This window comes from Leisingera sp. M658, assembly GCF_025144145.1.
Classification (GTDB): domain Bacteria; phylum Pseudomonadota; class Alphaproteobacteria; order Rhodobacterales; family Rhodobacteraceae; genus Leisingera.
In genome coordinates, this window is sequence record NZ_CP083546.1 from 3,041,302 (window position 1) to 3,066,781 (window position 25,480).

Sequence of the window (25,480 nt, forward strand, 5' to 3'; positions counted from 1 at the left end):
TCTGCGCTCCTGTGGTTTGGCGGGCAATCTATGGCTGGGGCCGGACCGCCGCAAGCGTCTCAGCCCTCCAGCGGGTATTCCGCCAGGACATCATAGCGCGCGCCTTCGGGGGCCAGCGTGGACTGGTAAAGGGCAAAACAGTCCGCATCGGTCTGCAGCCGGAACCCCGCCGCCGTTTGCAGGAAACCGGCGATCTTCTCCAGCTGCCCCGGCTGCAGATACCGCGGGAACCGGGCCAGCGTCACATGCGGGCGGAACCGTTCCCGCGCCAAAGCAATTCCCGCCGCCTGACAGGCACTGCGCACTTGGTTCCGCAGGCGGCTTAGCTCCGGTGTCTTTTGCACCACCGCAGCCAGCACCCGCGGCTGCCTGCCGCCAAAGGTCTCCAGCCCCTGAATGCTGAGGGTCAGAACCGGCGCGCGGATGCCTGCGAGGTCCTGATGCAGGGCTTGCAGCATCTGTTCCGGCTGATCATCCAGAAAGGCCAGCGTCAGATGCATATTCTCTGCAGCAACCGGCCGCCCTGCGGGCAGCTCTTCCTGCACACGCTCCAGCGCAATCCGGGCTGCATCAGGCAGCGGCAAGCCCGCGAAAGACCGCATCAGGACTGCGGCTGCCCCGCCGCCGGCGCTTGCAACCGTGCAAACAAGCGCAGGGCGTGGGACTTGTCGTCCGCGGCCACCGGCATCATCCGGTCATAGGCCGCCGCAATGATCCCTGCAATTTCGGGGCGCAGAATGGTGGCGCCGGTCTCCGGCAGCACCGCCAAGGGAGAGGTTTCAGCAAAGGCCGCACCACCCCACATCAGCGCCACCTGCACCGCCTGGGTGAGCGCCAGCGTTTCGGCGGGCATCTGCGCCATCGCCCCCTGCATCCGCAGGAACACAAACGCCGCCTTGATGCCGCCCTGATCGTCAAACCGGAACGCCCGGTACTGGCTGGCCTCCGCCGCCTTCAGCCGTGCCACCAGCGGCGCAAGCCCGGGGATCAGCCGGTCCAGATCAGGCACTTCCAGCAGTTCGTCCCAGTCCAGGAAAAAGAAGAACATCAGATTCGAGCCCAGCTCAGGGTCGGTCTCGGCCATCTGATGGCCTGCCAGCGTCATCACCGCTTCCAGCGCTCCCTTAACGGTTTTCAGTGTCTCGTCCTGAACCCCGAAGACGATCGGCGCCACCGGCCGGCCCCAGCGGGCACAAGCGTATGAGCCGTCTTGGCGGGTGAACAGGGCTTCGATCTGTTCGGGCGTCAGGTCTGGCAGCTGGGCGGTCATATGCGTCTCCTTGATCCTGCCCTGTCTATGCCGTCTGTGCTGCGCGGCGGCAAGGGGGGCTCCCGCGCCTGTCCGGCCCCCTGGCTGCGCCAGGCCGCCGCAAACAGCCTTGGGCCGGGCACCGCTGGCGCGGCGCATCCCGCATCACCGCAAGCGGATGCGGCACAGCTTCTTTCTGGGTGGAAATACTCCCGCCGGAGGCAGCGCCGCGCGGCCGCGCGGCGCCCCGCCCGCGCATCGCAGTGGCGCATCTGTCCGGCCCGCCCGGCGCCAGCAGAATAGGTCATCATTCCTGACACAACTTATAGTGGTTTTTCCGCTGCCTACCCGAACAGATCGTTCCGGGAGCGCGGCGGCGCCATCCCCAGGTGGGTCCAGGCCTTTTGCGCCAGCATCCGCCCGCGCGGGGTGCGCTGGATCAGGCCCTGCTGCAAAAGGTAGGGCTCTATCACCTCCTCCAGCGCGTCGCGGCTCTCGGACAAGGCGGCCGAGATCGTTTCGATCCCCACTGGTCCGCCGCCGTAATTCTCGGCCAGCAGGGTCAGATACCGCCGGTCGGCGCCATCCAGCCCCAGCCGATCCACCCCCAGCCGGGTCAGCGCACCATCGGCCAGTTCGCGGGAGATCGTGCCATCGCCCTCCACAACCGCAAAGTCCACAACGCGGCGCAAGAGCCGGCCGGCGATCCTGGGGGTGCCGCGGGCGCGCCGCGCGATCTCGCGGGCGCCTGCATCATCCGCAGGCGCACCCAGCTTGCGGGCATTGCGGCGGACAATCTCGAACAGCTCGTCAATGGTATAGAACTGCAGCCGGGTCGGGATGCCGAAGCGGTCGCGCAGCGGCGTGGTCAGCAGGCCCATCCGGGTGGTGGCCCCGACCAGGGTAAAGGGCTGCAACTCGATCCGCACGGTGCGCGCCGCAGGGCCTTCACCGATCACCAGATCCAGTTCGAAATCCTCCATCGCCGGATAAAGCACTTCCTCCACCGCCGGGTTCAGCCGGTGGATTTCATCGATGAACAGCACGTCGCTGGCTTCAAGATTTGTAAGGATCGCTGCCAGGTCGCCGGCCTTAGCCAGAACCGGGCCGGAGGTCATGCGGAAATTCACCCCCAGCTCGCGGGCAATAATCTGGGCCAGAGTGGTCTTGCCAAGACCGGGAGGGCCGTGGAACAGCGTGTGGTCCATCGCCTCGCCGCGGCGGCGGGCGGATTCAATAAAGACCTTCAGATTGGCGCGGGCTTCGGCCTGGCCGATGAACTCGCCAAGCCCCTGCGGGCGCAGAGCGCGGTCGTTGTCCGCAGCACTGTCTTCCGGCAGCGGCTCAGGGCGCAGGGCAGGGTCGGCGTCAATCATGGTACGGGTCTCTCTGAAATGTCCCGCCCGGCTGAAGGCCGGGCAGCGCCCGGCCCTCCCGTTTTGCCGAAGGCAAACCTTTGGTTTGACGGGAGGGCGCTTCGCACCCACCCAGGGTCGGGCGCTGCCCTTGGTGTTTCATCTTCACCCCTTCGGCGCCAGCAGCCGCAGAGCCGCGCGGATCAGCTCGGCCTCATCCGCATCCGGATAGGTGGCCGCAGCCTCGGCCACCGCAGCAGCGGCGTCCGAGGGACCATAGCCCAGATTGCCCAAAGCCGACAGCGCCCCGGCCGACGCCGCAGCGGCACCCGTGGGTTTCTTTGGCGGCGTCTTGCGGGCCGGCCTGGCAGCAGGTGCCGGCCCGGCGTCCTCGACCACCTCCAGCCCGGGGCCGTCCATCGCATCCGCCACAGCGCCCCCCATGGCCATCACACCCGGCGCCTTGTCCTTGAGGTCCAGCACGATGCGCTGCGCGGTCTTGGGGCCGACGCCCTTGGCCGTCTTAACCGAGGCCCAATCGCCCAAAGCAATCGCACGGCTCACGCCATCCGGCCCCAGTGCGCCAAGAATGGCCAGCGAGACCTTGGCCCCCACCCCCTGCACCGACGTCAGCAGCCGGTGCCATTCCTTCTCCACCAAAGAGGTGAAACCATAAAGCTGCATCAGGTCTTCGCGCACTACCATCTCGGTATAAAGCGCGACCGCCTCGCCCGTGCCCGGCAGCGCCGCCATGGTGCGGTCGGAGCAATAGACAATATAACCGACGCCGCGCACGTCGATCAGCACATGGTCCTGCGCCCGGTAGTCGAGCCGTCCCGTCATCTTGCCAATCATGCCAATTCTCCGGTCATGCGCGTTTCTCCCTCAGCTGCCGCTGCTGCGTGCCGCCGTAATAGGCATGGCAGATGGCAATCGCCAGCGCATCCGCTGCATCGGCACCTTTAGGCGCACAGCCGGGAAGCTGCAGTTTGACCATATGCATGACCTGCTCCTTTTCGGCGTGCCCCACGCCCACCACGGTCTTTTTGACCCGGTTGGGGGCATATTCACCCACCGGCAGACCTGCCTTGGCAAGCGTCAGCAGCGCCACGCCGCGCGCCTGGCCCAGTTTCAGGGTGCCGGCACCGTCCTTGTTCACAAAGGTCTGTTCGATCGCGGCCTGATCCGGGGCATAAGCCTCAATGATCTCGGTGACCTGATTGTGCAGCGACAGCAGACGCTCGCCCAGATCATCACCATCGGAACAACAATGGCCGTTGGCAACATGGCTCAGCCGCGGGCCATTTGATTCGATGACCCCCCATCCAAGGGTGCGCAGCCCCGGATCAATTCCCAGAATCCGCATGATGTGCCCGGTCCCCGTCTGCTCTTTGCAATTATTTTTTCAACGATTAGCACAAAACGCGAACATGTCCAATTGCTTTCCCTGCGCACTGCCCGCCGCCAAGGAGGCAAATCCTGTCCTGAAACCGACCTTCCGCAATAGGCGGAACGACATTTCCCGGCAAAAGCAGTGCGCAGGCAAACCGCCCTTGTTACTAAGGCGCAAAGCTATGCGCACCGTGCATATGACGCATGCAATTTCGGATCTTGCCGGGTTGGATTTTCCTCACTAGATGCCCGCCATCGCAACATCGCGACGAAGCCAACATCAGATCAGAGGACACGGATATGGCCGCATTTGACACCACCCGCACCACCTATGGTTCCACCGGCCTGTTTGGCCGCTTCGGCGCATTGGTTGCAACCGCAACCGGCATGCTTGCTGCCTGGAATGACGCCCGTGCAACCCGCAACGCCCTGTCGGGCCTGTCCGACCGCGAGCTGGCCGACATCGGCATGTCGCGCGGCGACATCGAGACCGTTGCAACCGGCAAAACCGTTTTCTGAACCCCCTTTTCACGCCCTGCCTCCTCCCTCGGGGCGACTAGGGAAACGCCGCGGACCTTACAGGGCCGCGGCGTTTTTTGTTGCCGGGTTGCGCCGCAGGGCCGCGCCGAACAAAAAGGCCGCCGGCTCCCCCTGCCAGCGGCCTTTTTGTCCTTTGCTGGCATTGCTGTCAGCGCAGAACGGGTCCGATTTTCCGGGCCAGGAAGACTGATACCGGGTCTGCCTGCATCAGGAAGGCGCCCGCGCGTTCAATGCCGCTGCCGCCGGCCAGTGTCTGCACCCGCGCGTCATAGCTGCCAGAGCCAAGCGCGGCCATCAGGAAGCCCTTGAAGAGCAAAAACGCCGCCGCGAAGAAAATCAGCGAGCGTCCTGAAATCCGGGATTGCAGCCGCTGCGGCTTTACCACCAGCAGCCCGTCCGGCCGCAGCCTTGCGGAATAGCCCGCGGACAGAGCTTCATGTTTGCGGTTGATATGCTTCAAACGCGCCTGGAACTGATCACGATGTTCGCCCATTACGAGCCTCCGAACTGGCCCCCACCAGCGGATGGCCCATCTTTGGCTCGAATTGGGGCGAAAATGCGGCAAACCATTCAAATTCGCCGCAAAGTTAAGTCAATCAGCCCGCTTTACGGAGAAGTAACGTTGTCCATTCACCAATTTCATCCCGGCGCTCGGGATTGATGCCGTTCTGCGCATAAACGTTAACCACGTCTTCGGCCTGCTCGTTCAGGATGCCCGAGAGAATCGCATAGCCGCCGGGGCGCAGATTCGCAGCGACATCCGGCGCTAAAGCCACCAGAGGGCCCTTCAGAATATTGGCGAAGATGAGGTCGAACGGCGCCTGTGCCTGCAGATCCGGGTGATCAAAACCGGCGGCTTCCACACAGGCAACCTGGCCTTCCATGCCATTGGCCTTAAGATTTGCTTCGGCGACTTCAACTGCAACCTGGTCGATATCACTGGCCAGAATGGTGCCGTCCCAGACCCGGGCTGCCGCCATTGCCAGCACCGCGGTGCCGCAGCCGATGTCGGCCACTTTTTCGCCATGAAAGCCCTGATCCAGCAGATGATCCAGCGCCTTGAGGCAACCCAGCGTGGTGCCGTGGTGACCGGTGCCAAAGGCCATCGCCGCCTCGATCAGCAGCGGGATCCGGTCCGCAGGCAGCTTGTCCGCGTCATGCGAGCCATAGACAAAAAAGCGGCCCGCTTCGACCGGCGCCAGTTCGCGGCGCACATGGGCGACCCAGTCGGTTTCCGGCAGTTCCGAGACCACAAAGGGTTTGGCTTCGTGCATCGAGGCCAGCAGGGCAAGGCCCGCTGCATCCGGAGCATCGGTAAAGTAGCCGCCCACTTCCCACAGGCCCGAGCCGTCTTCCATCTCAAAGACGCCCACGCCGCTGGGTTCCGGGGTCAGGCGTTCCATCGCTTCGCCCAGCGCTTCGGCCTGGGCTTTTCCGGTGAGCGTGGTGAGGGCAGTGAATGTGGGCATGGCGTCTCTCCTGAAACTGTTGCTCAGCGCCTAGGTCGCCGCGCCGCCCGCGTCAAGCACCCCGGCCTGGCCGCAGGCAAGGCAGCGCCCGCGCTCACTGTGTGCGCGGGCGCTCGCCCCGCGGCTGGCGCCACGGGGCTGCAGGACTATTCTGCCGGCGCCGGGTTTGCGTATTTGCTGAAGATGGTCTCATTGCCAGGTTCCGGATGGCGCGGGATCAGCAGCGACAGGGATAGCGACACCAGCGCCATGGCCGCCGCCAGGACAAAGACCATTCCGGGCGACAATACCCACAAAAAACCCAGCAGCACCGGCAGAAACACCGCTGCAATATGGTTAATGGTAAAGGCCACCGCTGCGGTCGGTGCAATATCCCCGGGATCGGCGATTTTCTGGAAATAGGTTTTCAGCGCCAGCGCCAAGGCAAACAGCACATGGTCGATCACGTAGAGCACCGCCGCAACAGCCACGCCCCAGCCGAACCAGTAGATCCCGCCATAGGCCGCAAAGACAATTGCCAATCCGGCATATTCAAAGATCAGAGTGCGCCGTTCGCCGAACATGGCCACTGCCTTGCCCAGCATTGGCGCCAAGACGATGTTGATCACCAGATTGATCAGGTAAAGCCCGGTCAGCTCATGCACATCAAAGCCGAATTTTTCGACCATCATGAAGCCTGCAAAAACCACAAAGATCTGCCGCCGCGCGCCGGCCATGAACTGCAGCGCGTAGTACAGCCAATAGCGTTTGCGCAGGATCAGCTTCTTGGTCTGCGGGTGCGGCGCATCGAACTGCGGATAGGCAAACAGTGCAAACACAGCGATCAGCGCCGTTGCCCCGCCTGCAGCCAGAAACACGGTGTTATAGGCCAGATCAAACCGGTCCCAGGTCAGCACGATGAGGCCATAGACCACCAGCGTCGCCGCTGATCCCGCAGCCACCAGCCAGCCCAGCGTCTGCGGCGCTTTCTCCTTGGACAGCCACTGCAGCTGCAGCGACTGGTTCACCGTCTCATAATAATGAAAGCCGATAGAGCTGAGCAGCGTCACCATCAGCAGCCCGCCCAGCGACGGGAACCAGGCGGTGACAGCTGTGGCCACTCCCAGCAAGGCAAGCGAAATCAGCCCCAGCACCTGCTCGCGCACAAACAGGATCACCGCAATCACGCCCACCGCCAGGAAACCCGGGATCTCCCGCACCGTGTGCAACAGGCCAATATCGGCGCCGTCGAATTGCGCTGCCTCGATTACGAAATTGTTGAGCAATGCGCTCCAGGCATTAAAGGCGATCGGCATCGCCAGCGCCATCACAAACAGCAGCACCGTGGGACGGCGCCAGAAGGGGAGGCTTCGCGCCTCAAGCAGGGGCATGGGCTTGAACATATCCAGCATCTACGCCCCCCAACGGGATTTGGCGAGAGGGCAGCGGCCAATGCACATCTGATCTGCATCAATGCAGAGGTGGCCGCATAAACATATCACCATTCGTGAATGGGAGATGTGTGATGGATCTGGTTCCTCTGGTTGAACATATCGGCGAGGCCCCTGCCGCCGCGTTGTTCGGGCTTCTGACCGGCGCTGTCTTCGGGGTGGCGGCGCAAAGATCGCGCTTCTGCCTGCGGGCAGCTACGGTGGAATTCGCCAGCGGCCGCCTGGGGGACAAGGTTGCGGTTTGGCTGCTGACCTTCTCCACGGCTGTTGTCTGGGTGCAGGCGGCGCAGATGCTTGACCTGATGGACAGCGCCGATGCCCGGATGATGGCGGTGCCCGGCAGCTGGTCCGGCGCCATCCTGGGCGGGCTGATGTTCGGCGGCGGAATGGTGCTGGCACGCGGCTGTTCCGGGCGGCTCCTGGTGCTGGCAGCCACCGGCAACCTGCGCTCGGTTGTGTCGGGGCTGATCTTCGCCGTCATCGCGCAGATGAGCCTGTCCGGCCTGCTGTCGCCTGCCCGGGACTGGCTTGCCGGGCTCTGGATTACCGAAGGCGGGCGCAATCTGGATCTCCTGGCCGCGCTTGGGCTGCCGAAGGCGGGCGGGCTGGTACTGGGCCTAGCCACCGCCGCCCTGGCACTGGTGCTCGCGCAGCGCAACCGGATTGGCGCGGCAAGACTGGTCTTTGCCTCCGGCGTTGGATTTGCAGTCGCGCTGGGGTGGGCGCTGACTTATGCGCTCAGTCAGGTCAGCTTTGATCCGGTGCAAATCGAGAGCGCCACCTTCACCGGGCCATCGGCGCACACATTGATGTTCTTCCTCGACCGGAATGCGGTTCTCGAGTTTGACATCGGCCTGGTTCCCGGCGTGTTCATCGGCGCAATGCTGGCCGCTGCGCTGGCCGGAGAAATGAAGCTGCAGGCTTTTGACAGCCCCTCCACCATGCGCAAGGCAATGATTGGCGCGGCTTTGATGGGCTTTGGCGGCATGCTGGCCGGCGGCTGCGCGATCGGAGCAGGCGTCACCGGCGGTTCGATTTTCACTGGCACCGCCTGGGCCGCGCTGTTCTGCATGTGGGCCGGGGCGGTCGCTACCAGCATGCTGACCAGAGATCACGCCGAAAGCCTGCGGGTTTGATCAAACGATAGATGCGAGGCTCTGCCTCGCGCTCCGGGATATTTTCAGCCAGATGAAGAAGGGATCCGTTATTCATCTGGCCCCAAGTATCCCGGGGGAGGCCGCAGGCCGGGGGCAGAGCCCCCTTCATTCCGGCATCAAAAGAAACTCTGAGGATCAATATCAATGCTCAGGCGCAAGTCCCCTTTGAGACGCAAGGGCGCGGTCCAGCGGGCGATCGCCGCTTGCAACGGCACGCCCTTTGCCGCCTTGATCAGCAGCCGTACCCGGTGGCGGCCGCGGACGCGGGCGATGGGCGCTGGGGCCGGCCCGAATACCTGGGCACCGATCTGGCGCAACGGACCGTCGTTGCGGGCCATCGCATTGCCCAGGTCAAAGACTGCTGCCAGGTCCGGCCCCGACAGAATGATACCCGCCATCCGCCCATAAGGCGGCACGCCGGCGGCCTGGCGCTCAGCAGCCTCGGCCTTCCAGAAGCTCTCCTCGTCCCCCGACAGAATTGCCCGGATCACCGGGTGTTCAGGCTGAAAGGTCTGCATCAATGCTTCGCCGGGCCTCTCTGCCCGCCCGGCCCGGCCCGCCACCTGGCGCATCAGCTGAAAGGTGCGTTCAGCTGCACGCAGGTCAGAGCCTTGCAGGCCCAGATCGGCGTCGATCACCCCCACCAGTGTCAGCATTGGGAAGTTGTGTCCCTTAGCCACCAGCTGAGTGCCGAGGATGATGTCCGCCTCCCCTTTCGCAATTTCCTCGATCCGGCTCTTCAGGGCACGGGCGGAGCCGAAGAGGTCGGAGCTGAGAACCGCAATCCGGGCCTCGGGGAACAGGGCAGTGGCTTCCTCCGCCAGCCGTTCAATGCCAGGGCCGACGGGGGCCATCTTGCCCTCCACCTCGCAGGACGGGCAGGCCTCCGGCACCGGTTTGGTCTCGCCGCATTGGTGGCACATCAGCCGTTTCATAAAACGGTGCTCCACCATGCGCGCGTCGCAATGATCGCAGGCCACCTGGGCGCCGCAGGCGCGGCAGATGGTAACCGGCGCAAAGCCGCGGCGGTTCAGGAACAGCAGCGATTGTTCGCCCCGTTCCATCCGCAGTTTCATCGCCTGTTTCAGAGTGGGCGAGATCCAGGTCGAGGGCAGCAGATCCTCGGACCGCATATCGACGCTGCGCATCTCCGGCAGCACCGCCGCGCCAAAGCGCGCGGTCAGATCCAAGCGTTTGTATTTGCCCGCCTCAGCGTTGGCCCAGCTTTCCAGGCTGGGTGTGGCGGAGGCCAGCACCACCTGCGCCGAGCACATCGCCGCCCGCAGCACCGCCATGTCGCGGGCGTTATAAAGCACCCCGTCTTCCTGCTTGTAGGAGGTGTCGTGCTCCTCATCAACGATGATCAGGCCCAGATCACGGAACGGCAGAAACAGGGCCGAACGCGCCCCAATCACCAGCTGCGCCGCCCCCTGCCCGACCATTTTCCACACCCGGCGGCGTTCGGTCATGGTGGCGCCGGAATGCCATTCGGCAGGATTGGCCCCGAACCGCGCCTCCACCCGGGTCAGGAATTCCGCGGTCAGCGCAATCTCCGGCAGCAGCACCAGCGCCTGCCGCCCGGCGCGCAGGGCGGCGGCGACCGCTTCCAAATATACCTCGGTCTTGCCGGAACCGGTGACGCCCTTCAGCAGCGTGGTGCCGTAGCGCCCGCTGTGGACGCCTTCGGCCAGTGCGGCGGCGGCACTTGCCTGATCCTCGGTCAGCTGTTTGCCGGGCAGCTCCGGGTCCAGCAGCGGATAAGGCGTGTCACGCGGCGCCTCCTCCTTGCGCAGGGCGCCCTGCTTTACCAGCCCTTTCACCACCGAGGGCGTCACATCGGCCATATCCGCCAGCTCGCGCGGGGTGAAGGCGAGGCCGCCATACTCCTCCAGCACCTCCAGCACCCTTGTTCGGGCCTCGGTCATCCGGTCGGGCATGCCCTCGCCCCGGCGCAGGATTTTGCGCATTGAGGGCGGATCGGAAAGCCCCGGCGCGCGGGTCGCCAGCCGCAGCATGGCGGGCATGGGCGTCAGCGTGTAGTCGGCGGCCTTGCCCAAAAACTGGCGCATCTCGGTCCGCATCGGGGCCACGTCCAGAACCCGGATCACCGCACGCAGCTTGGCCGAATCGAAATCGCCCGCACCCGGTCCCCAGACCACGCCCAGAACCTTGCGCGGCCCCAGCGGCACCTCGACATAGGCGCCAAGGAAACAGCCGCCCTCCGGTGCGCGGTAATCCAAAAGCCGGTCAAGGGGTTGCGTGGTCAGCACCCCGACCCGTTCGCCTGCCTGAAAGAACTCCTGCCCGCTCATGCTGCTGCCCATGTTGCCGCCCGTAATCCCATGAGGTAAAGGCAGAAGCGACAGAGGCCAACCCATCCAAAGGACTGCCCCATGAAATTCTTCGTAGATACCGCCGAGATCGACGCGATTGCCGAGCTGAACGATCTGGGCATGGTGGACGGTGTCACAACCAACCCGTCGCTGATCAAGAAATCCGGCCGCGACATCATCGAAGTGACCAAGGAAATCTGCAACCTGGTCGACGGCCCGGTATCGGCAGAAGTCACCGCAACCGATGCCGAGACGATGATCGCCGAAGGCCGCAAGCTGGTGGAGATCGCCGAAAACATCGCCGTCAAGGTGCCGCTGACCTGGGATGGCCTGAAAGCCTGCAAAACCCTGTCCGGCGACGGCCACATGGTGAACGTGACCCTGTGCTTCTCTGCCAATCAGGCGCTGCTGGCGGCCAAGGCGGGTGCCACCTTCATCTCCCCCTTCATCGGGCGTTTGGATGATATCAACCTGGACGGTATGGAAGTGATCGAAGACATCCGCACCATCTATGACAACTATGGCTTTGAGACCCAGATCCTGGCCGCCTCGATCCGTTCGGTGAACCACGTGCTGGACTCGGCCCGCATCGGCGCCGATGTGATCACCGCGCCGCCGGCGGTGATTAAGTCGATGGTGAACCACCCGCTGACCGACAAAGGCCTGGATGCGTTCCTTGCCGATATCAAGGCGGCGGAGATCAAGATCCTCTGATCCCGTTTAGCGGATCCAGGACCGGGAAAGGCGCCCCTGATCGAGGCGCCTTTTTCTTTGCGAACTTTTCTACCAGTGTTTTTACCTGCGCCTTCATAACCGCAGCGAAGCACTCCCGCGTCCCCGCACTCCCCGGCTGACGCCGGACCGCATGGGGTCTTGGGCCCTGCAGCGCGCCTGCGGCGCGCTGCAGCGGCGTTTCACGCCGCCGCGCCGGGCACTCTGCCCGGCGCCCCGCCCAACGGACGCTGTGCATGCCAATGCACTGCCGGCGGGCGGGAGCAGCGCCGCCGCTGCAATTTCCGCTGCAACTGCATTTTTCCGCAGCAAAGCCCGGTTCCCATGCTATACACGTCACCAAACCCGTCAGAGGTCCGGATCCGCAAGAGTTATTGACATGAGCAGTTCAGCCAACCTGGAAACCCAGTTGCGCGAGGCGATCCTCGCCAAACCCGACGCCGTGCTGCAAGACCAGCACCTGATGAATGCCCTTGTCGCCGCCAATGAGCGGGCAATGGGCTCCAACGTTGTTGATCTGCGCGGCATCGCGATGGAGCGGATGGCGGCGCGGCTCGACCGGCTGGAGGATACCCACCGCTCGGTGATTGCCGCGGCCTATGACAATCTGGCCGGCACCAACCTGATCCACCGCGCCGTGCTGCGGTTGCTGGAACCGCAGGGCTTTACCGGCTTTCTGGCCTGCCTGGAACAGGATATGCCGGAGATCCTGCGCGTGCAGTCCCTGGCGCTGGTGCTCGAGACCGCCCAGCCCGGCGGGGCCGAGATTGAACGCAAGTCCGGCGCCCTGAAGCTGTCAGGCCCCGGCTTCACCGAAAGCTATGCCGGCCAGCCCCGCAGCCAGCGCATTGTGACCCTGCGCCAGACCCAGGGCGGCAGCCCGCGTGTTTATGGGGCAAAAGCCGAATGGATCCGCTCCGAGGCCTGCCTGATGCTGGATCTGGGCGAAGGCCGCCTGCCCGGCATGCTGGTGATGGGGTCCGAAGACCCGCATCAGTTCTCGCCGATGCAGGGCACCGATCTGCTCGCTTTCTTTGCCGGCGTCTTTGAACGCGCGATGCGCTGCTGGCTGTCATGACATTGATCTCCCCGGCCTGCCGCGATGCCCTGCAGCTCTGGCTGGAGCGCTTGGGCGGGCTGGAGGCCGCCTCGGCCAACACGCTGGCTGCCTACCGCAGCGATGTCAGCGCTTTCCTGGCCTTCATGACCGGACACTCCGGCGGCCCGCAAGGGCTGGGTGCTCTGGCGCGGATCACCACTGCCGATATGCGTGCCTGGATGGCCTCGGAGCGCGGTTCGGGCACCGGTGCCCGCTCGCTGGCGCGCAAGCTATCGGCAGTGAAAACCTTTTACCGCTGGCTGGCGGAGCGCGAAGGGTTTGAGCCTGCCGCGGTGCTTTCTGCCAGGGCGCCGAAATTCCAAAAGAAACTGCCCCGCCCGCTGGCGCCGGATGCCGCCAAGGCGGTGCTGGAAACGGTGGAGCTGCAATCGCAGACCGATTGGGTTGCAGCCCGCGACGTGGCGGTAGTGACACTGCTTTACGGCTGCGGGTTGCGGATCTCAGAAGCACTGAACCTGACGGGCTCCGACGCGCCGCTGCCGCCGGTGCTGCGTATTCTGGGCAAGGGTAAAAAGGAGCGGATTGTGCCGGTTCTGCCAGCAGCGCGCGACTCGGTGGACCGCTACCTTGCGCTCTGCCCGCATCCGCAGGAGGCGCAAGCACCGCTGTTCCGCGGTGTGCGGGGCGGGGCGCTGAACCCGCGCCAGATCCAAGGGGTGATGGCCCGGACCCGCGCCCAGCTGGGGCTGCCCGCGACGGCAACACCGCACGCGCTGCGCCACAGCTTTGCCACCCACCTGCTGGAGGCCGGCGGCGATTTGCGGGCCATTCAGGAGTTGCTGGGGCACGCGTCCCTGTCGACCACTCAGGCCTATACGGCGGTGGATACCACGCATCTGATGGACGTCTACATGCGGACCCACCCAAAGGCATGACTTGACCCCAGGTCCTGGCTGGGTTTTGCTGAAGCCAGGGAGGCCTGCCGAATGTCTGCAACTGACCCTGAAAAACCCGTCCTGACCAGTGTTCTTACCTGCCCTGCTTGCGGGCATGAGGCCGCAGAAGAGATGCCGCAAGACGCCTGCCAATGGTTTCATGAATGCCCGGCCTGCAGCGCCCTGCTGCGGCCAAAACATGGGGATTGCTGCGTTTTCTGCTCCTATGGCAGCATCCCCTGCCCGCCGGTACAGACAGGCAGAAACTGCTGCGGCTAGCGCGGCCGCGCATGTGCATTCGCTAAAATGCGCTCTATTTTCACGGCGGCGGGAAAGCTGCTGTTAAGGCGCCGCGGGCTTGATGGCAGAAACCGATCCAGAAAGGATTCTGCTATGACCTGTAACGGCTATTCAGCCTTGTTTGCCGATGGCGCCCCTGCGGCCCCTGCCCCGCCGCCCGGGACGCACCCCTGGGAGCGGGCACGCGATATACCTTCCAAAGCCCCCTTTTCCTCGCCTGACATTACAGCGCCTGCCCCCTTTGGCCAGCGCATGGCCCGCATCCAGTTCTCCAACGGTACGGATTTCCGCCCAAAGCTGCATTGAATGCTTGCGGGATTCGGCCAAATTCGCCATCAGGGGCGCATGACACCTCAGATCCGCGCCCTCTCCGTTCATCTGCTGACTGCAACCGGTGCCGTGTTCGCCATGCTGGCGATGCTGGCAGCGGCGGACGGCAAGTGGAGCCTGATGTTTGTCTGGCTGGTGATTGCATTTGCCGTTGACGGCGTCGACGGCCCGCTGGCCCGGCATTACCATGTCAAACGCTACTCGCCGGAATTCGACGGGGTGCTGCTGGATCTGATCATCGACTACCTGACCTATGTTTTCATTCCGGCCTTTGCGCTGTTCCAATCGGGATTGATGGCAGGCTGGACCGGCTGGTTTGCAATCATCGTCATCACCTTTGGCAGCGCGATGTATTTTGCTGACACAAGAATGAAGACCAAGGACAATTCCTTTGCCGGCTTTCCCGGCTGCTGGAATATGCTGGTGCTGGTGATCTTTGCGCTGGAGCCGAGCCATTGGACCATCCTGGTGCTGGTGACCCTGCTGTCCGCCGCTATGTTCCTGCCGCTGAAGTTCATTCACCCGGTGCGCACCGCGCGCTGGCGCAAGGTGTCATTGCCCATGGCGCTCGCCTGGACCTTCTTTGCCGGCTGGGCCGCCTGGGTTGATTTCCACCCCGCCAGCTGGGCGCATTGGGGGTTGGTGGTGACGTCGGTCTACCTGCTGTTTGTCGGCATTGCCCAGCAGATCGCGCCGGAACGGCGGCGCAAATCCACAGCGGTTTGATGCGTAGCTGACAGAGGGGCGCTGCCCCTCTGCGTCCCTGGCAGGATGCATTCACCCCGGGATACTTCCAGCCAGAAGAAGCTGCAGCAGCGCTGCAGGCTGGACCCTGCGTTCAGATCAGCAGGCCCGCAGCGCCTTCATGTTTCAAAAGCGCGACTTTGGTTTCGACCCCGCCCTGGCCCGAAAAGCCGCCCAGTCCCGTGGCGCTCAGCACCCGGTGGCAGGGAATGATCACCGGGATCGGATTGGCGCCGCAAGCATTGCCAACCGGCTGCGGCGGGGCGCCGAGATCCTTGGCGATTTCTCCATAAGTGCGGGTTTCGCCAAGCGGGATTGCCAGCATCGCATCACAGACCGCGCGCTGAAAGTCCGAGCCCTCTACAAACAGCGGCAAATCGAAGGCCGTCAGTTCACCGGAAAAGTAGGCACGCAACTGTGCCAGCGCGCGGTCCAAAAGCGCCGACTGCCCGTCCGCCTGAGCTGACCAGGCAAGGCGCACAATGGCGCCGTCCCGCTCTGTCACGCTGAGCGCACCCACGGGTGTATCAAGGCTCGCTGAAATCATGGGTCCTCCCCGGAGCGTCTTCTGCCTGTGCATCTTCTGCAGGAATGGCATCAGAGGCAAGGGCGTCTCCGACCGGCTGGCCGCACCCCCGCAGCACCGCATTAACACCATGTTAACCAGTGTTAAGGTTTCGCCGCCACATTGCATCAAATTATAATAAAGTGAGCATCAAGAACGATCCTAAAGGTCAGCAAGATGATTACTGCAGTTTCCAGCACCGCCAGTCTGTACAACAGCATGAAACAGATGCAGGCCGCCTATCAGCGCCAGCCCGCAGTCGCGCAAGCAGGCGGCCAGCCGGCGGATGCACCGCTGATCGAGGGCACTGCCCAAGGGCTCGCCCGGGCCGCGGCCCGGGAACAGGCGCTGAGCGGTGAACGGCCGGATGCCCTGACAGCCCAGTACGTCGGCCCTGCCCGCGCAGCAGCCCGCACCGCGGCGCTGGACCTCAGGCAGATGAATGGTATCGACATGGCCGCCTATTTCCTGGATCTGGCCAGCGGCTGCCAGGCCGGCCCCAAGCCGGTCAGTGCCCTGGAGGCGGAAAACCAGTATGCCAAAGCCCGGCGCATCACCGGCTGATCCACTCTCCCGACGCGCTGCGGACTGCATTAACCCGCTGTTAAACACGCTATGTTAACTTTTCTGCAAGACCGGTTCTCAGCCACCGCGAAGGTTCCGCTCAATGTTTATACCAGTATCAGGACGGGTTAATCCTGCCAAACCGAACCGCGGTCTTTTGACCGCCCGCCCGGTTGTCCGCTCGGACGATCCGGAGCGCAGCGAATCTGCCAGCACCAGTCCGCGTGAGCGGCACCCGGACGGCCATTCGCAAGATCCGCCCGGCGATCAGGGCAGCCGCCGTATCCGGGCGGGAGGAAACCAGCGCGATACAGACCGGATACCGGCCCTGTTTCAGGAAAACGACGTTCTGGCTGCCCATCTGCTGCTGCAACGTGCGGGGCAAGACCCGCATCCCGAGGCGGGATCCGAAGCTGCTTATCATGGCTATGAGGCCGCCAGGTCCGTGTCGGCATGGCGGCCTGAAATTACTGCAGCTGAGCCCAGAACAGTTCCAGATGGCGTGACATGATTTCCTCGAAGCGGCCGCTGTCACGGAGCTTTTTCAGGCCTGCGTTGATCCGGTACAGATGCGACGTGCCGCGCCAGTGACGCTTGGAAATCACCACGTGCAAGCCCTCTTCGGACAGCGGTTTTTCCAGCGGCAGCACAGTGTCGCGCAGACCTTCCCGGACAATCGTGCTGGCGCCCAGGAACAGGTTCACCGCCACCGCATCCACCTGCCCCTCGGACACCATGCGGAAACAGTCGGCCGGTGATTGCGGCTGCACCAGGGTGATCTTGCCGTCATCCAGCCAGCGGCGCCCCTGCCGGTTCAAATCGTGGGTGAAATAGCCTTTGGGACGGCACAGGGTCTTGCCCTCGATATCCTTGTCGTCTGCATAGGCGAACTGATCCTCAACCCGCACAAACAGCATGATTGGCAGCGCCATCACCGGTTCGGAAAAGTGAAAGTTCACGCAGCGCTCGTTGTCCGGCTCTGCCGCGCAATCGGGCTTGAACCAAGGGAAGCCCATATCGAACTCCTTTTGGTCCAGCATCGGAAACAGATGCTTGGACCAGTCGTCCTCCCAGTTGATCGCATAAGACACCGGCGAAGGCGCCAGTTCCAGCGCCGCATTGACCAGCTCGGTCACCATGCCCTGGCCCGGCAGCCCGCGGTCGGTAAAGGGCGCATAGCCGCCGCCGGTCAGCAGCGTCATCTCTGCCTCCTGCCTGCGCAGCGGGGTGGCGTCCGGGGCGGTCGCCTGTTTGATGCAGGGGATCTGCAGTTTGCGGCCCGGCACCACCGACGATCCTACAAGAACATCCTGGTTGCGGTAGTAAATCATGGTCCAGCGTTCGCGGTCGCCGTAATGGGTCTCGGCGATCGAAAACAGGTTGTCCCCCGGCTGCACGACATAATCCACATCGCAGATCGCCAGGGCCGCCGAGGGCAGCAGCCCCAGCAGCGCGCCTAAGCCCAGCAAGCGGCGGCAGAAGCTGTTCAGCATGCTCTTCCCCCTCAAAATCCGGCCCAGACCCGGGCCATGTGGTCTTCGATGATCGCCTGATAGGTGCCGTCCTCGCGGATACCCTGCAGCGACGCGTTGACCATCTGCATCAGCTGCTTTGCCTGGGGGTGGGTCTTGTGGACGATCACGTGCAGCGCCTGGATCGAGATCGGTTCGGGCACCGCGTCAAAGCGGTCCGACAGGCCCAGCTCCTTGATCTGCGCGCGGCCGGTGAATTCGTTCATTACGACCGCATCCGCCTTGCCCGCCAGCACCATCTCGTAGCATTCGGCTGTGGTCAGCGGTTGCACCACCTCAACCTTGCCGTCGCGCAGCCAGTGGCGGCCCTGCTGTTCGAACAGATAGGTCTCATAGCCCTGCGGGCGGCAGAATGTCTTGCCGAACAGGTCTTCGTCCTTGGTGAAGGTCAGGGGCCGCGCCTTGTCGGTGAACATCAGCACCAGCACTTCGAACAGCGGGTCCGAGAACAGGAAGTTCTTGCAGCGCGGTTCTTCGGGGTTGTTTCCGCAATCCGGCTTGTACCAGGGGAAGCCCGCGTCCAGCAGCGCATTGGACAGCAGCGGCTCTTCATGCGCCGTCCACAGGTCGACCCAATGAACGGCGTATCCCTGCTCAGGATTGGCATGGCGCATTGCCGCGTTCAGCACGTCGGTCATCATGCCGCCGTTGTGCAGGTCCTTGCCGGTAAAGGGGGCAAAGTCATCCGCAGTCAGCAGGTTGATGCGGTGTCGCACCTCGGCGCTGCCTGAGGCGATCTGCACCGGTTTGGCAGCCACAGGCACGCTGGCAGAGATTTCCTTGCCGCCTTCCAGACCTAGGGGCAGGCCCTCAAGACAGGCCAGCGACAGCTTCATGCCGACGCGCAGGGCACTGGGCTTGGGGCCAATGGTATCAATGTTGCGGCTGTGGATCGCGCTCCATTTGCCCGCATCCTTATACAGCTTGTCAGCGATCACCGACAGGCTGTCGCCCGGCTGCACGGAATAGACTCCGCCGCAAGTCTCAGCCGCAGCAGAATTGGCTGCAAAGGCAAACAGGCCCATAGCAGCGGCTGCAATGTATGTCTTCATAGTCCCCCCGGGAAATAGTCTGCACCGCAGCCGGTTCCGGTCTGCAGCGCCCGTCGTTCTGGTTGTTATGAGAGGTCCCCGGCCTGCACCGGCAGCGCGCCCAAGGGGCAAACGGGAACGGCCCCGGCGCAGCCGCCGGAGCAAAAAAAATCAGTTGCCGACAAACAGGGCCAGCAGCGTCGCCGTATCAACCCGCCCGTCAGCCCCGATCAGGCTGGCGGGCACGGTGATTTCCTTGCGCTCATAAGCGCCGTTCACCAGCTGGTCGATATAGGCTTCGGACTGGCCCTGGGCCGCGGCGGTCAGCACCATCTTGTAGAGCGCAGTTCCTGCCGCCGGGGCCGCAGCTGCCGCCTGGTTCAGGCTTTCCGGATTTGCCTGCTTGCTGCGCAGCGCGGCCAGGGTTCCGGCAGTGATGCGGGCGACCATGGCGTCTTCGCCGCCGGTACCGTCCTTCTGCAGCCCCCCCGCCGCAGCGGCACCGGCCGGCTGCACGCTACCGGCAGAGGGCTCCGCTTCTGCCGCCGCTTGCAGGCTGGCCTGCTCAGCTGTTTCTACCGGGGTTCCGCCGCTGAATTGGAAATACAAAAGCATCGCCGCCGCCACCGCCAGGCCGGCTGCCGCAAGGCCCAGCTTTGGCAGCGCACTGCCACCGTTCGCGGGAACCGGTGCAAAGGGCTGCGGGCCTGGCACAACTTTCTGTTGATCCGCCGCGGCACTGGCAGGTTTCGCCGTCTTGGCGGAATTGGCCGTTTTGACAGCAGCGGTTTTGGGCGCGGCAGGCTTTGCAATTGCTGCCGCGGGTTCCGGCTTTGGCCCGGAGCTGTCCGCGACCAGCCCGATTTTCATATTCTTTGGGGCCGATACCCCGTCAATCCGGATAGATGCACTGCGCGGCTTGCCCGGCTCACCCGCCGGTTGCGCGTCCGCTTTCCGCTTCAGCATAATAAACTGCCCCCCTGCCCCATGCCATATTTTTAAGTCGGCTGAAAACCCACATGGAATTAACGAATTCTTAACCAATTGTAGAAAACCGGTCAACATCTAGAGGAATTCAATTTGCCAATACACAAGGCCGCACCCGGAAAAAGTGCAGGAAATCCCGCAACAATAGCGCAAAAATGATAACGCCCGGCAATTAAGCCGGGCGCCACACACAAGCCAAAGCTGAAGGCCGGGTTATCCCAGCGCGCTATCGCAGCGGCCGCAAACACCGTCATGGACGTGATTGCCCACATCCGGCAGGATCTTCCAGCAACGCTGGCACTTGCCGCCGTCAGCTTTCTCAAACACCACCGAAACACCGTCGACCTCGGGCATACGGAATGCTTCGGCCGGGGCCGGATCATTGGTCAGCATGATGTCCGAGGTAATGCAGATATCGGCAAAGTTCACCGATTTCAGCGCCTCCAGCGCCTCGCCGTCGCGCACATGCACCACCGGGGCGGCCTCAAGCGAGGCACCGATCACCTTGTCGGTGCGCTGTACTTCAAGCGCTGCCGTCACCACCCGGCGGGCCTGGCGGATCTTGGACCATTTCGCCGCCAGCGGCTCATTCAGCCAGTCAGCGGGGGTGTTGGGAATGTCCTGCAGATGGATTGAGCTGCCCTCGCCCGGGTATTTTTCCAGCCAGACCTCTTCCATAGTGAACACCAGGACCGGTGCCAGCCATGTGGTCAGCCGGTGGAACAGGATATCCAGCACCGTGCGCGCGGCGCGGGCATTCAGGGTGTCGCCATCGCAATAGAGCGCATCCTTGCGAACGTCGAAATAGAAGGCCGACAGATCCACCGTGGCAAAGTTGAACACCGCCGAGAACACGCCCTGGAAATCAAACGTCTGATAGCCGGTGCGCACCTTGTGGTCGAGTTCCGCCAGCCGGTGCAGCACCCACTGCTCCAGCTCCGGCATATCCGCCGGCTCCACGCGCTGTTCCTCGGTGAAATCACTCAAGCTGCCCAGCAGGAAGCGCATGGTGTTGCGCAGGCGGCGGTAGCTGTCGGCAGTGCCTTTCAGGATTTCCGGCCCGATCCGCTGGTCCGAAGTATAGTCGGTCTGGGCCACCCACAAGCGCAGGATATCGGCGCCGTACTGCTGCACGATCTTTTCCGGTACGATGGTGTTGCCCAGCGACTTGGACATCTTCATGCCCTTCTCGTCCAGCGTGAACCCGTGTGTCACCACGTTGCGGTAAGGTGCGCGCCCCTTGGTGCCGCAGGCCTGCAGCAGGGACGAGTGGAACCAGCCGCGGTGCTGGTCGGTGCCCTCCATATATACGTCGGCAATGCCGTCTTCGGTGCCGTCCTCGCGGTCGCGCAGCACAAAGGCGTGGGTCGAGCCACTATCGAACCATACATCCAGCACGTCAAACACCTGATCATAGGCGTCTGCATCAACGATGCCATCCAGCACCTTGGCCTTGAAGCCGTCCTGGTACCAGACATCCGCACCATGCGCGTCGAACTCTGCCACGATGCGCTTGTTCACCTCGTCATTGCGCAGCAGGAAGCCCGCGTCGGTCGGCAGCGCACCCTTTTTGGTGAAGCAGGTCAGCGGCACGCCCCAGGCGCGCTGGCGGCTCAGCACCCAGTCGGGGCGGCTTTCGATCATCGAATGCAGGCGGTTGCGCCCCGTTTGCGGGTACCATTTCACCAGCTCGTCGATCGAGCGCAGCGCACGTTCGCGGATGGTATCGCCCATCTGGTCCATGCCGTCGTCCATTTTGCGGTCAACGCTGGCAAACCACTGCGGCGTGTTGCGGTAGATGATCGGCGCCTTGGAGCGCCAGGAATGCGGGTAGCTGTGCTTGATCTTGCCGCGTGCCAGCAGACCGCCAACCTCGGTCAGCTTGTCGATCACTGCCTTGTTGGCATCGCCCTCGCCGCCCTTGCGGTTGAGGATGTATTTGCCACCAAAGAATGGCAGATCGGCGCGGAAGCCGCCGTCGTCCATCACGTTGTAGGTGATGACCTGCTCCAGCATGCCGAGGTCGCGGTAGAGCTCGAATTCCTCCATCCCGTGCGACGGCGCGCAATGGACAAAGCCGGTGCCTTCGGTATCGGTCACAAAATCAGCGGCGCGGAAGTCGCGGATATCGTCCCATTCGCCATTGCCGCCCTCTGCGCCGTGCAGCGGGTGGGTCAGGCCGATGCCCGCCAGGTCAGAGGCCGGAACGTTTGCCACACGGGTGTACTGATCCTCAGCCAGGCGCGCGCGTTTGAACACATCTGCCGCCAGATTGTCGGCCAGGATGTATTTCTCGCCCGCAGCAGCCCAGCACTCATCCGGAGTGCCGGTGACTTCATAGAGGCCATAGGCGATCTCTTCACCGTAGACCACGGCCTTATTCGATGGCATGGTCCAGGGCGTGGTGGTCCAGATCACGACATTGGCGCCGGCCAGTTTGTGATCAGCAGGCTCTGCCACCTTGAACTTCACCCAGATGGTGAAGCTTTCCTTGTCGTGGTACTCCACCTCGGCCTCGGCCAGGGCGGTTTTTTCGACCGGCGACCACATCACGGGTTTCGAGCCCTGATACAGCGTGCCGTTCATCAGGAATTTCATGAACTCATCCGCGATCACCGCTTCGGCGTGGTAGTTCATGGTCAGATACGGATCATCCCAGTTTCCGGTGATGCCCAGCCGCTTGAACTCCTCGCGCTGGATATCCACCCAAGCATCGGCAAAGGCGCGGCATTCCTGGCGGAATTCAACCACCGGCACCGCGTCCTTGTTCTTGCCCTTCTTGCGGTACTGCTCCTCGATCTTCCATTCAATCGGCAGGCCGTGGCAGTCCCAGCCCGGCACATAGCGCGCGTCAAACCCCATCATCTGATGCGAGCGCACGATCATGTCCTTGATGGTTTTGTTCAGCGCGTGGCCGATGTGCAGATGGCCGTTGGCATAGGGCGGGCCGTCATGCAGGGTGAAGGGCTGGCGCTCGGCGTCACTGCCCTTGGCTGCGGCGGCCTTGTCACGCAAGCGGTCATAGACCCCGATCTGCGCCCAGCGCTCCAGCCATGAAGGCTCGCGCTTGGGCAGGCCTGCGCGCATCGGGAAATCGGTTTTCGGCAGGTTCAGGGTGTCTTTGTAGTCAGGCGTCTGGGGCGTGTCGGCGCACATCTGGGGCGTCCTTTGGATGATCAAGGCTGGAAATCGGGATATTCGGTTCGGCGCGATGGCTCAAGCGCCTTTGCCCGGCGGCTCGATGCTTTCAGAGCGCCGGGGATATAATTCGAATAATGATGGCCGCGAATAGGGACATGAACGCCTTATAGGATGGTCCCGCCGGTGGGTAAAGCGGCAGATACGGCACTGCTGACGGAAAACACCGCCTGCACGATTTGACAGGCGGTGCTGGATGTTCTTCAGACCCAGATCGTGGAAACCAGGCGGAAGATCATCACCCGGCTGTGCAGTGCGCATTACCCGAGCGGCAACTGGTGTTAGATAAAGATGATGTCCCCGATGGCAACACTATCTCCATAAATGGTAAGTGATCTGCTCCCGCCGAAATCGAAAACGGTGCTGTCATCAGCCCCGGACATAGCCAGCGCAAGAAGGTCGTCTGCATTGTGGATGCCGGAAAAATCCGCAAGATCGAATGCTAGCTGATCCAGCCCTCTATCAAAATCCATGACAGTGTCATGACCGGCCGAGTACACAAACTGATCGGCGCCTCCATCTCCAGTCAATTGGTCATTGCCCGCACCGCCTGTCAGTGTGTCGTCGTGGCTTCCGCCGAACAGCGTGTCATTCCCATTACCTCCGAACAGCGCGTCAAAGCCCGAACCGCCCTGCAGCATGTCATTGCCGCCTTGGCCCTCTAGCAAATCTTGATCATGGCCGCCGTCCAGACTGTCATTCCCGGCACCGCCATGCAGCGTGTCGGATCCGCGGTTTCCTACGAGGATATCCTCGCGGATGTAGCCAGTTATGGCGTCGTTCCCACGGCTGCCTGTGACTGAAGCGCCCCCGCCGCTGGAAACAAAGAGCTGCGAATCCTCCGCGACAGCTCCCCTCATGAACGTCACGTCTGAAAAGTCGTGATTACCGCTCCCTTCGAGGAAAATTTCGTGCCCTCCGGAATCCACAAATTCAACGTCTGTCATAGAGAATCTCGAACCGAGGGTGATGTTATACAAGCCCTTTTCCAGCTTCAGCAAATCGGCATGGGAGCCGCCGTCAATGGTATCATTCGAAGGATTATCGTCACCAGACCTCAAAATGAAAGTATCCGTGTTACTGCCGCCGATCAGAACGTCATCACCGCCGCCTCCCTCCAGCGTATCGGCACTCTCTTCACCTAACAGCGTGTCATTGCCATCGCCTCCGATCAGCAAGTCGGCATGGTTCCCGCCGTACAGCATATCATTCCCGTTCCCGCCAAACAGTGTGTCTTCGTTCGCACCGCCTACCAGCACATCATCGCCACCGTCACCCTCCAGTAAATCGTCACCCCGGCTCCCCACCAGACTGTCATCGCCTGAACCGCCGATAAGCGTGTCAGCCCCATAGTTGCCTTCGAGAGTATCGTTACCGTTGCCGCCAGTGATCGCGTCATTCCCGCCGCTGCCGGCAACTGTTGTGCTGAAATTGCCGCTGACTGTGAGCTGGGAATCATCCTCAACGGCGCTGTTCATAAACGTTACGTCCGAAAAGTCGTAATTGCCGCCGCTTTGCAGGAAAATCTCGTGCCCCCCGGAATCCACAAATTCAATGGATATCATAGAGAAATTCGTGCTGAGGGTGATGTCATACAAGCCCCTTTCCAGCTTCAGCAAATCGGCATAGGAGCCGCCGTCGACTGTATCATTCAAATAAACGTCAGCTGAACTCAAAATGAGCGTATCTGTGCCACCGCCGCCCATCAGCACGTCATCACCCTTGCCCCCTTCCAGTGTATCGGAACTCTCTTCACCGAAAAGCGAGTCATTGCCGTCACTGCCGACCAGAAAGTCGGCATGGTTCCCGCCGTACAGCGTGTCGTTCCCGTCTCCTCCAATCAGTGTGTCTTCATCCGCACCGCCTAGCAGCAGATCATCGCCTGCGAGACCAATCAGCGTATCATCGTCAGAAGTGCCGTTCAGGGTGTCTGCACCGCTGGTTCCTTGCAGAGAAATTCCAAGAGTCATAGTTCAACCTTAATTAGTACTGCCACGCCTTATCTCAATTAAAAGGCTAACAAGTCGTTAAGCCTTCATTAACGGCCAGGAATTTGCAGCCAGTTGCATAATCCGGTATCAGCGCGGCCAGTCAAAGGAGCCCGAAATGACCGACGCAGATACCGCAAACCCGCTGGCGCGGTTTGACATCACCGCTAAGGAAATCTCGCGCGTGGTGGCCGTCTTCTACACCCGCGTGCGGACCCATGAGGTGCTGGGGCCGGTCTTTGCCGCGCATGTCGCCGATTGGGTGGAGCATGAGGAAAAGATTGCGGGCTTCTGGCGCAATGCGATTCTGCGGGAGCGGAGCTACAGCGGCAACCCGATGCGGGTGCATGTCTCACGGCCAGATGTGAAAGCAGAACATTTCCCGCTGTGGCTGGGCCTGTTTCACGAGGTGCTGCGGGCCGAACTGCCGGAGCGCACTGCGCTGCAATGGGGGGCCCTGGCCGACCGGATCGGCGAAGGGTTCCGCACCGGCATCGTGGCGATGCGCCAGCCCGCAGATCAGCCGCCGAAACTGTTCTGAGCACCGCCAGCGGGGCGCTCCCGTGCCTGCCGGTGTTCTGGCCTTGCC

At 62.8% G+C, this 25,480-nt stretch carries 25 protein-coding genes; 10 read left to right on the forward strand and 15 right to left on the reverse strand.

The window, feature by feature from the left end:
* Positions 1 to 59: 59 nt before the first annotated feature.
* The 5 genes from thpR to ruvC all read right to left on the reverse strand — a co-directional run bounded on the left by thpR (position 60) and on the right by ruvC (position 3,970).
* Positions 60 to 602: an RNA 2',3'-cyclic phosphodiesterase gene (gene thpR / locus K3724_RS15135; protein WP_259986700.1), complete on the reverse strand. Its 543-nt coding sequence runs from the start codon at positions 600 to 602 to the stop codon at positions 60 to 62.
* Positions 602 to 1,270 carry a hypothetical protein gene (locus K3724_RS15140; protein WP_259986701.1) on the reverse strand — a complete coding sequence of 223 codons (669 nt, stop codon included), beginning with the start codon at positions 1,268 to 1,270 and terminating at the stop codon, positions 602 to 604. Before K3724_RS15140 ends, thpR begins: the two co-directional genes overlap by 1 nt.
* A 323-nt stretch (positions 1,271 to 1,593) precedes the next feature.
* Positions 1,594 to 2,625, reverse strand: coding sequence for a Holliday junction branch migration DNA helicase RuvB (gene ruvB / locus K3724_RS15145; protein ID WP_259986702.1), 1,032 nt, complete (start codon positions 2,623 to 2,625; stop codon positions 1,594 to 1,596).
* A 144-nt stretch (positions 2,626 to 2,769) separates the two neighbouring features.
* Positions 2,770 to 3,459: a Holliday junction branch migration protein RuvA gene (gene ruvA / locus K3724_RS15150; RefSeq protein WP_259986703.1), complete on the reverse strand. Its 690-nt coding sequence runs from the start codon at positions 3,457 to 3,459 to the stop codon at positions 2,770 to 2,772.
* A 13-nt stretch (positions 3,460 to 3,472) separates the two neighbouring features.
* Positions 3,473 to 3,970 (reverse strand): crossover junction endodeoxyribonuclease RuvC, encoded by a 498-nt coding sequence (ruvC, locus tag K3724_RS15155; protein ID WP_259986704.1) that lies wholly within the window; start codon positions 3,968 to 3,970, stop codon positions 3,473 to 3,475.
* Positions 3,971 to 4,296: 326 nt separating this feature from the next.
* Between ruvC and K3724_RS15160 the strand changes: the two genes are divergently transcribed.
* Complete coding sequence (locus K3724_RS15160; RefSeq protein WP_259986705.1) at positions 4,297 to 4,515, forward strand: DUF1127 domain-containing protein; 219 nt, start codon at positions 4,297 to 4,299, stop codon at positions 4,513 to 4,515.
* A 169-nt stretch (positions 4,516 to 4,684) separates the two neighbouring features.
* Here the strand turns inward: K3724_RS15160 and K3724_RS15165 are convergent, their stop codons facing one another.
* From K3724_RS15165 to K3724_RS15175, 3 genes are all read right to left on the reverse strand, one after another.
* Positions 4,685 to 5,029: a hypothetical protein gene (locus tag K3724_RS15165; RefSeq protein WP_259986706.1), complete on the reverse strand. Its 345-nt coding sequence runs from the start codon at positions 5,027 to 5,029 to the stop codon at positions 4,685 to 4,687.
* A gap of 103 nt (positions 5,030 to 5,132) precedes the next feature.
* Positions 5,133 to 6,005 (reverse strand): 50S ribosomal protein L11 methyltransferase, encoded by an 873-nt coding sequence (locus K3724_RS15170; RefSeq protein WP_259986707.1) that lies wholly within the window; start codon positions 6,003 to 6,005, stop codon positions 5,133 to 5,135.
* Between the two features lie 146 nt (positions 6,006 to 6,151).
* Positions 6,152 to 7,387 (reverse strand): MFS transporter, encoded by a 1,236-nt coding sequence (locus tag K3724_RS15175; RefSeq protein WP_259992650.1) that lies wholly within the window; start codon positions 7,385 to 7,387, stop codon positions 6,152 to 6,154.
* A gap of 122 nt (positions 7,388 to 7,509) precedes the next feature.
* Here K3724_RS15175 and K3724_RS15180 point away from each other — a divergent pair, with 122 nt between their 5' ends.
* Complete coding sequence (locus K3724_RS15180; RefSeq protein ID WP_259986708.1) at positions 7,510 to 8,571, forward strand: YeeE/YedE family protein; 1,062 nt, start codon at positions 7,510 to 7,512, stop codon at positions 8,569 to 8,571.
* Positions 8,572 to 8,708: 137 nt separating this feature from the next.
* Here the strand turns inward: K3724_RS15180 and K3724_RS15185 are convergent, their stop codons facing one another.
* Positions 8,709 to 10,904 (reverse strand): primosomal protein N', encoded by a 2,196-nt coding sequence (locus tag K3724_RS15185; protein ID WP_259992652.1) that lies wholly within the window; start codon positions 10,902 to 10,904, stop codon positions 8,709 to 8,711.
* A gap of 81 nt (positions 10,905 to 10,985) precedes the next feature.
* Here K3724_RS15185 and fsa point away from each other — a divergent pair, with 81 nt between their 5' ends.
* From fsa to K3724_RS15210, 5 genes are all read left to right on the forward strand, one after another.
* A complete protein-coding gene (gene fsa / locus K3724_RS15190; RefSeq protein WP_259986709.1) occupies positions 10,986 to 11,639 on the forward strand; it encodes a fructose-6-phosphate aldolase in 654 nt (217 codons plus the stop codon).
* A 397-nt stretch (positions 11,640 to 12,036) separates the two neighbouring features.
* Positions 12,037 to 12,735 (forward strand): DUF484 family protein, encoded by a 699-nt coding sequence (locus K3724_RS15195; RefSeq protein WP_259986710.1) that lies wholly within the window; start codon positions 12,037 to 12,039, stop codon positions 12,733 to 12,735.
* Positions 12,732 to 13,652 (forward strand): tyrosine recombinase XerC, encoded by a 921-nt coding sequence (locus K3724_RS15200; protein WP_259986711.1) that lies wholly within the window; start codon positions 12,732 to 12,734, stop codon positions 13,650 to 13,652. The genes K3724_RS15195 and K3724_RS15200 overlap by 4 nt, the downstream gene beginning before the upstream one ends.
* 51 nt (positions 13,653 to 13,703) lie before the next feature.
* A complete protein-coding gene (locus K3724_RS15205) occupies positions 13,704 to 13,931 on the forward strand; it encodes a GDCCVxC domain-containing (seleno)protein (protein ID WP_259986712.1) in 228 nt (75 codons plus the stop codon).
* Between the two features lie 366 nt (positions 13,932 to 14,297).
* Entirely contained in the window at positions 14,298 to 15,008 is a 711-nt protein-coding gene (locus K3724_RS15210; RefSeq protein ID WP_259986713.1) for a phosphatidylcholine/phosphatidylserine synthase, read from the forward strand.
* A 112-nt stretch (positions 15,009 to 15,120) separates the two neighbouring features.
* Here the strand turns inward: K3724_RS15210 and K3724_RS15215 are convergent, their stop codons facing one another.
* Complete coding sequence (locus K3724_RS15215) at positions 15,121 to 15,573, reverse strand: methylated-DNA--[protein]-cysteine S-methyltransferase (protein ID WP_259986714.1); 453 nt, start codon at positions 15,571 to 15,573, stop codon at positions 15,121 to 15,123.
* A gap of 195 nt (positions 15,574 to 15,768) precedes the next feature.
* Between K3724_RS15215 and K3724_RS15220 the strand changes: the two genes are divergently transcribed.
* Both K3724_RS15220 and K3724_RS15225 read left to right on the forward strand, forming a co-directional pair.
* Positions 15,769 to 16,155 carry a hypothetical protein gene (locus tag K3724_RS15220; protein WP_259986715.1) on the forward strand — a complete coding sequence of 129 codons (387 nt, stop codon included), beginning with the start codon at positions 15,769 to 15,771 and terminating at the stop codon, positions 16,153 to 16,155.
* A 157-nt stretch (positions 16,156 to 16,312) separates the two neighbouring features.
* The gene (locus tag K3724_RS15225) at positions 16,313 to 16,666 is read left to right on the forward strand and encodes a hypothetical protein (RefSeq protein WP_259986716.1); all 354 of its coding nucleotides are present in this window, start codon (positions 16,313 to 16,315) and stop codon (positions 16,664 to 16,666) included.
* On the opposite strand, the gene K3724_RS15230 is transcribed toward K3724_RS15225, so the two are convergent.
* From K3724_RS15230 to K3724_RS15250, 5 genes are all read right to left on the reverse strand, one after another.
* Positions 16,623 to 17,648 (reverse strand): transporter substrate-binding domain-containing protein, encoded by a 1,026-nt coding sequence (locus tag K3724_RS15230; protein WP_259986717.1) that lies wholly within the window; start codon positions 17,646 to 17,648, stop codon positions 16,623 to 16,625. The two genes, K3724_RS15225 and K3724_RS15230, sit on opposite strands and share 44 nt — an antisense overlap.
* 11 nt (positions 17,649 to 17,659) lie before the next feature.
* Entirely contained in the window at positions 17,660 to 18,739 is a 1,080-nt protein-coding gene (locus K3724_RS15235) for a transporter substrate-binding domain-containing protein (RefSeq protein ID WP_259986718.1), read from the reverse strand.
* Positions 18,740 to 18,889: 150 nt separating this feature from the next.
* The gene (locus K3724_RS15240) at positions 18,890 to 19,684 is read right to left on the reverse strand and encodes a hypothetical protein (protein WP_259986719.1); all 795 of its coding nucleotides are present in this window, start codon (positions 19,682 to 19,684) and stop codon (positions 18,890 to 18,892) included.
* A 234-nt stretch (positions 19,685 to 19,918) separates the two neighbouring features.
* On the reverse strand, positions 19,919 to 22,861 hold the full coding sequence (gene ileS / locus K3724_RS15245) for an isoleucine--tRNA ligase (protein ID WP_259986720.1): 2,943 nt from the start codon (positions 22,859 to 22,861) through the stop codon (positions 19,919 to 19,921).
* Between the two features lie 323 nt (positions 22,862 to 23,184).
* Complete coding sequence (locus K3724_RS15250; RefSeq protein ID WP_259986721.1) at positions 23,185 to 24,873, reverse strand: calcium-binding protein; 1,689 nt, start codon at positions 24,871 to 24,873, stop codon at positions 23,185 to 23,187.
* A 136-nt stretch (positions 24,874 to 25,009) separates the two neighbouring features.
* Between K3724_RS15250 and K3724_RS15255 the strand changes: the two genes are divergently transcribed.
* Positions 25,010 to 25,432, forward strand: coding sequence for a group III truncated hemoglobin (locus tag K3724_RS15255; protein ID WP_259986722.1), 423 nt, complete (start codon positions 25,010 to 25,012; stop codon positions 25,430 to 25,432).
* Positions 25,433 to 25,480: the final 48 nt, after the last annotated feature.

What these genes read in the sequence shown, in the direction of transcription:
- thpR (WP_259986700.1), bottom strand. Translation starts at nt 602, where the DNA reads ATGCGGTCTTTCGCGGGCTTGCCGCTGCCTGATGCAGCCCGGATTGCG.
- K3724_RS15140 (WP_259986701.1), bottom strand. Translation starts at nt 1,270, where the DNA reads ATGACCGCCCAGCTGCCAGACCTGACGCCCGAACAGATCGAAGCCCTG.
- ruvB (WP_259986702.1), bottom strand. Translation starts at nt 2,625, where the DNA reads ATGATTGACGCCGACCCTGCCCTGCGCCCTGAGCCGCTGCCGGAAGAC.
- ruvA (WP_259986703.1), bottom strand. Translation starts at nt 3,459, where the DNA reads ATGATTGGCAAGATGACGGGACGGCTCGACTACCGGGCGCAGGACCAT.
- ruvC (WP_259986704.1), bottom strand. Translation starts at nt 3,970, where the DNA reads ATGCGGATTCTGGGAATTGATCCGGGGCTGCGCACCCTTGGATGGGGG.
- K3724_RS15160 (WP_259986705.1), top strand. Translation starts at nt 4,297, where the DNA reads ATGGCCGCATTTGACACCACCCGCACCACCTATGGTTCCACCGGCCTG.
- K3724_RS15165 (WP_259986706.1), bottom strand. Translation starts at nt 5,029, where the DNA reads ATGGGCGAACATCGTGATCAGTTCCAGGCGCGTTTGAAGCATATCAAC.
- K3724_RS15170 (WP_259986707.1), bottom strand. Translation starts at nt 6,005, where the DNA reads ATGCCCACATTCACTGCCCTCACCACGCTCACCGGAAAAGCCCAGGCC.
- K3724_RS15175 (WP_259992650.1), bottom strand. Translation starts at nt 7,387, where the DNA reads ATGTTCAAGCCCATGCCCCTGCTTGAGGCGCGAAGCCTCCCCTTCTGG.
- K3724_RS15180 (WP_259986708.1), top strand. Translation starts at nt 7,510, where the DNA reads ATGGATCTGGTTCCTCTGGTTGAACATATCGGCGAGGCCCCTGCCGCC.
- K3724_RS15185 (WP_259992652.1), bottom strand. Translation starts at nt 10,904, where the DNA reads ATGAGCGGGCAGGAGTTCTTTCAGGCAGGCGAACGGGTCGGGGTGCTG.
- fsa (WP_259986709.1), top strand. Translation starts at nt 10,986, where the DNA reads ATGAAATTCTTCGTAGATACCGCCGAGATCGACGCGATTGCCGAGCTG.
- K3724_RS15195 (WP_259986710.1), top strand. Translation starts at nt 12,037, where the DNA reads ATGAGCAGTTCAGCCAACCTGGAAACCCAGTTGCGCGAGGCGATCCTC.
- K3724_RS15200 (WP_259986711.1), top strand. Translation starts at nt 12,732, where the DNA reads ATGACATTGATCTCCCCGGCCTGCCGCGATGCCCTGCAGCTCTGGCTG.
- K3724_RS15205 (WP_259986712.1), top strand. Translation starts at nt 13,704, where the DNA reads ATGTCTGCAACTGACCCTGAAAAACCCGTCCTGACCAGTGTTCTTACC.
- K3724_RS15210 (WP_259986713.1), top strand. Translation starts at nt 14,298, where the DNA reads ATGACACCTCAGATCCGCGCCCTCTCCGTTCATCTGCTGACTGCAACC.
- K3724_RS15215 (WP_259986714.1), bottom strand. Translation starts at nt 15,573, where the DNA reads ATGATTTCAGCGAGCCTTGATACACCCGTGGGTGCGCTCAGCGTGACA.
- K3724_RS15220 (WP_259986715.1), top strand. Translation starts at nt 15,769, where the DNA reads ATGATTACTGCAGTTTCCAGCACCGCCAGTCTGTACAACAGCATGAAA.
- K3724_RS15230 (WP_259986717.1), bottom strand. Translation starts at nt 17,648, where the DNA reads ATGCTGAACAGCTTCTGCCGCCGCTTGCTGGGCTTAGGCGCGCTGCTG.
- K3724_RS15235 (WP_259986718.1), bottom strand. Translation starts at nt 18,739, where the DNA reads ATGAAGACATACATTGCAGCCGCTGCTATGGGCCTGTTTGCCTTTGCA.
- K3724_RS15240 (WP_259986719.1), bottom strand. Translation starts at nt 19,684, where the DNA reads ATGCTGAAGCGGAAAGCGGACGCGCAACCGGCGGGTGAGCCGGGCAAG.
- ileS (WP_259986720.1), bottom strand. Translation starts at nt 22,861, where the DNA reads ATGTGCGCCGACACGCCCCAGACGCCTGACTACAAAGACACCCTGAAC.
- K3724_RS15250 (WP_259986721.1), bottom strand. Translation starts at nt 24,873, where the DNA reads ATGACTCTTGGAATTTCTCTGCAAGGAACCAGCGGTGCAGACACCCTG.
- K3724_RS15255 (WP_259986722.1), top strand. Translation starts at nt 25,010, where the DNA reads ATGACCGACGCAGATACCGCAAACCCGCTGGCGCGGTTTGACATCACC.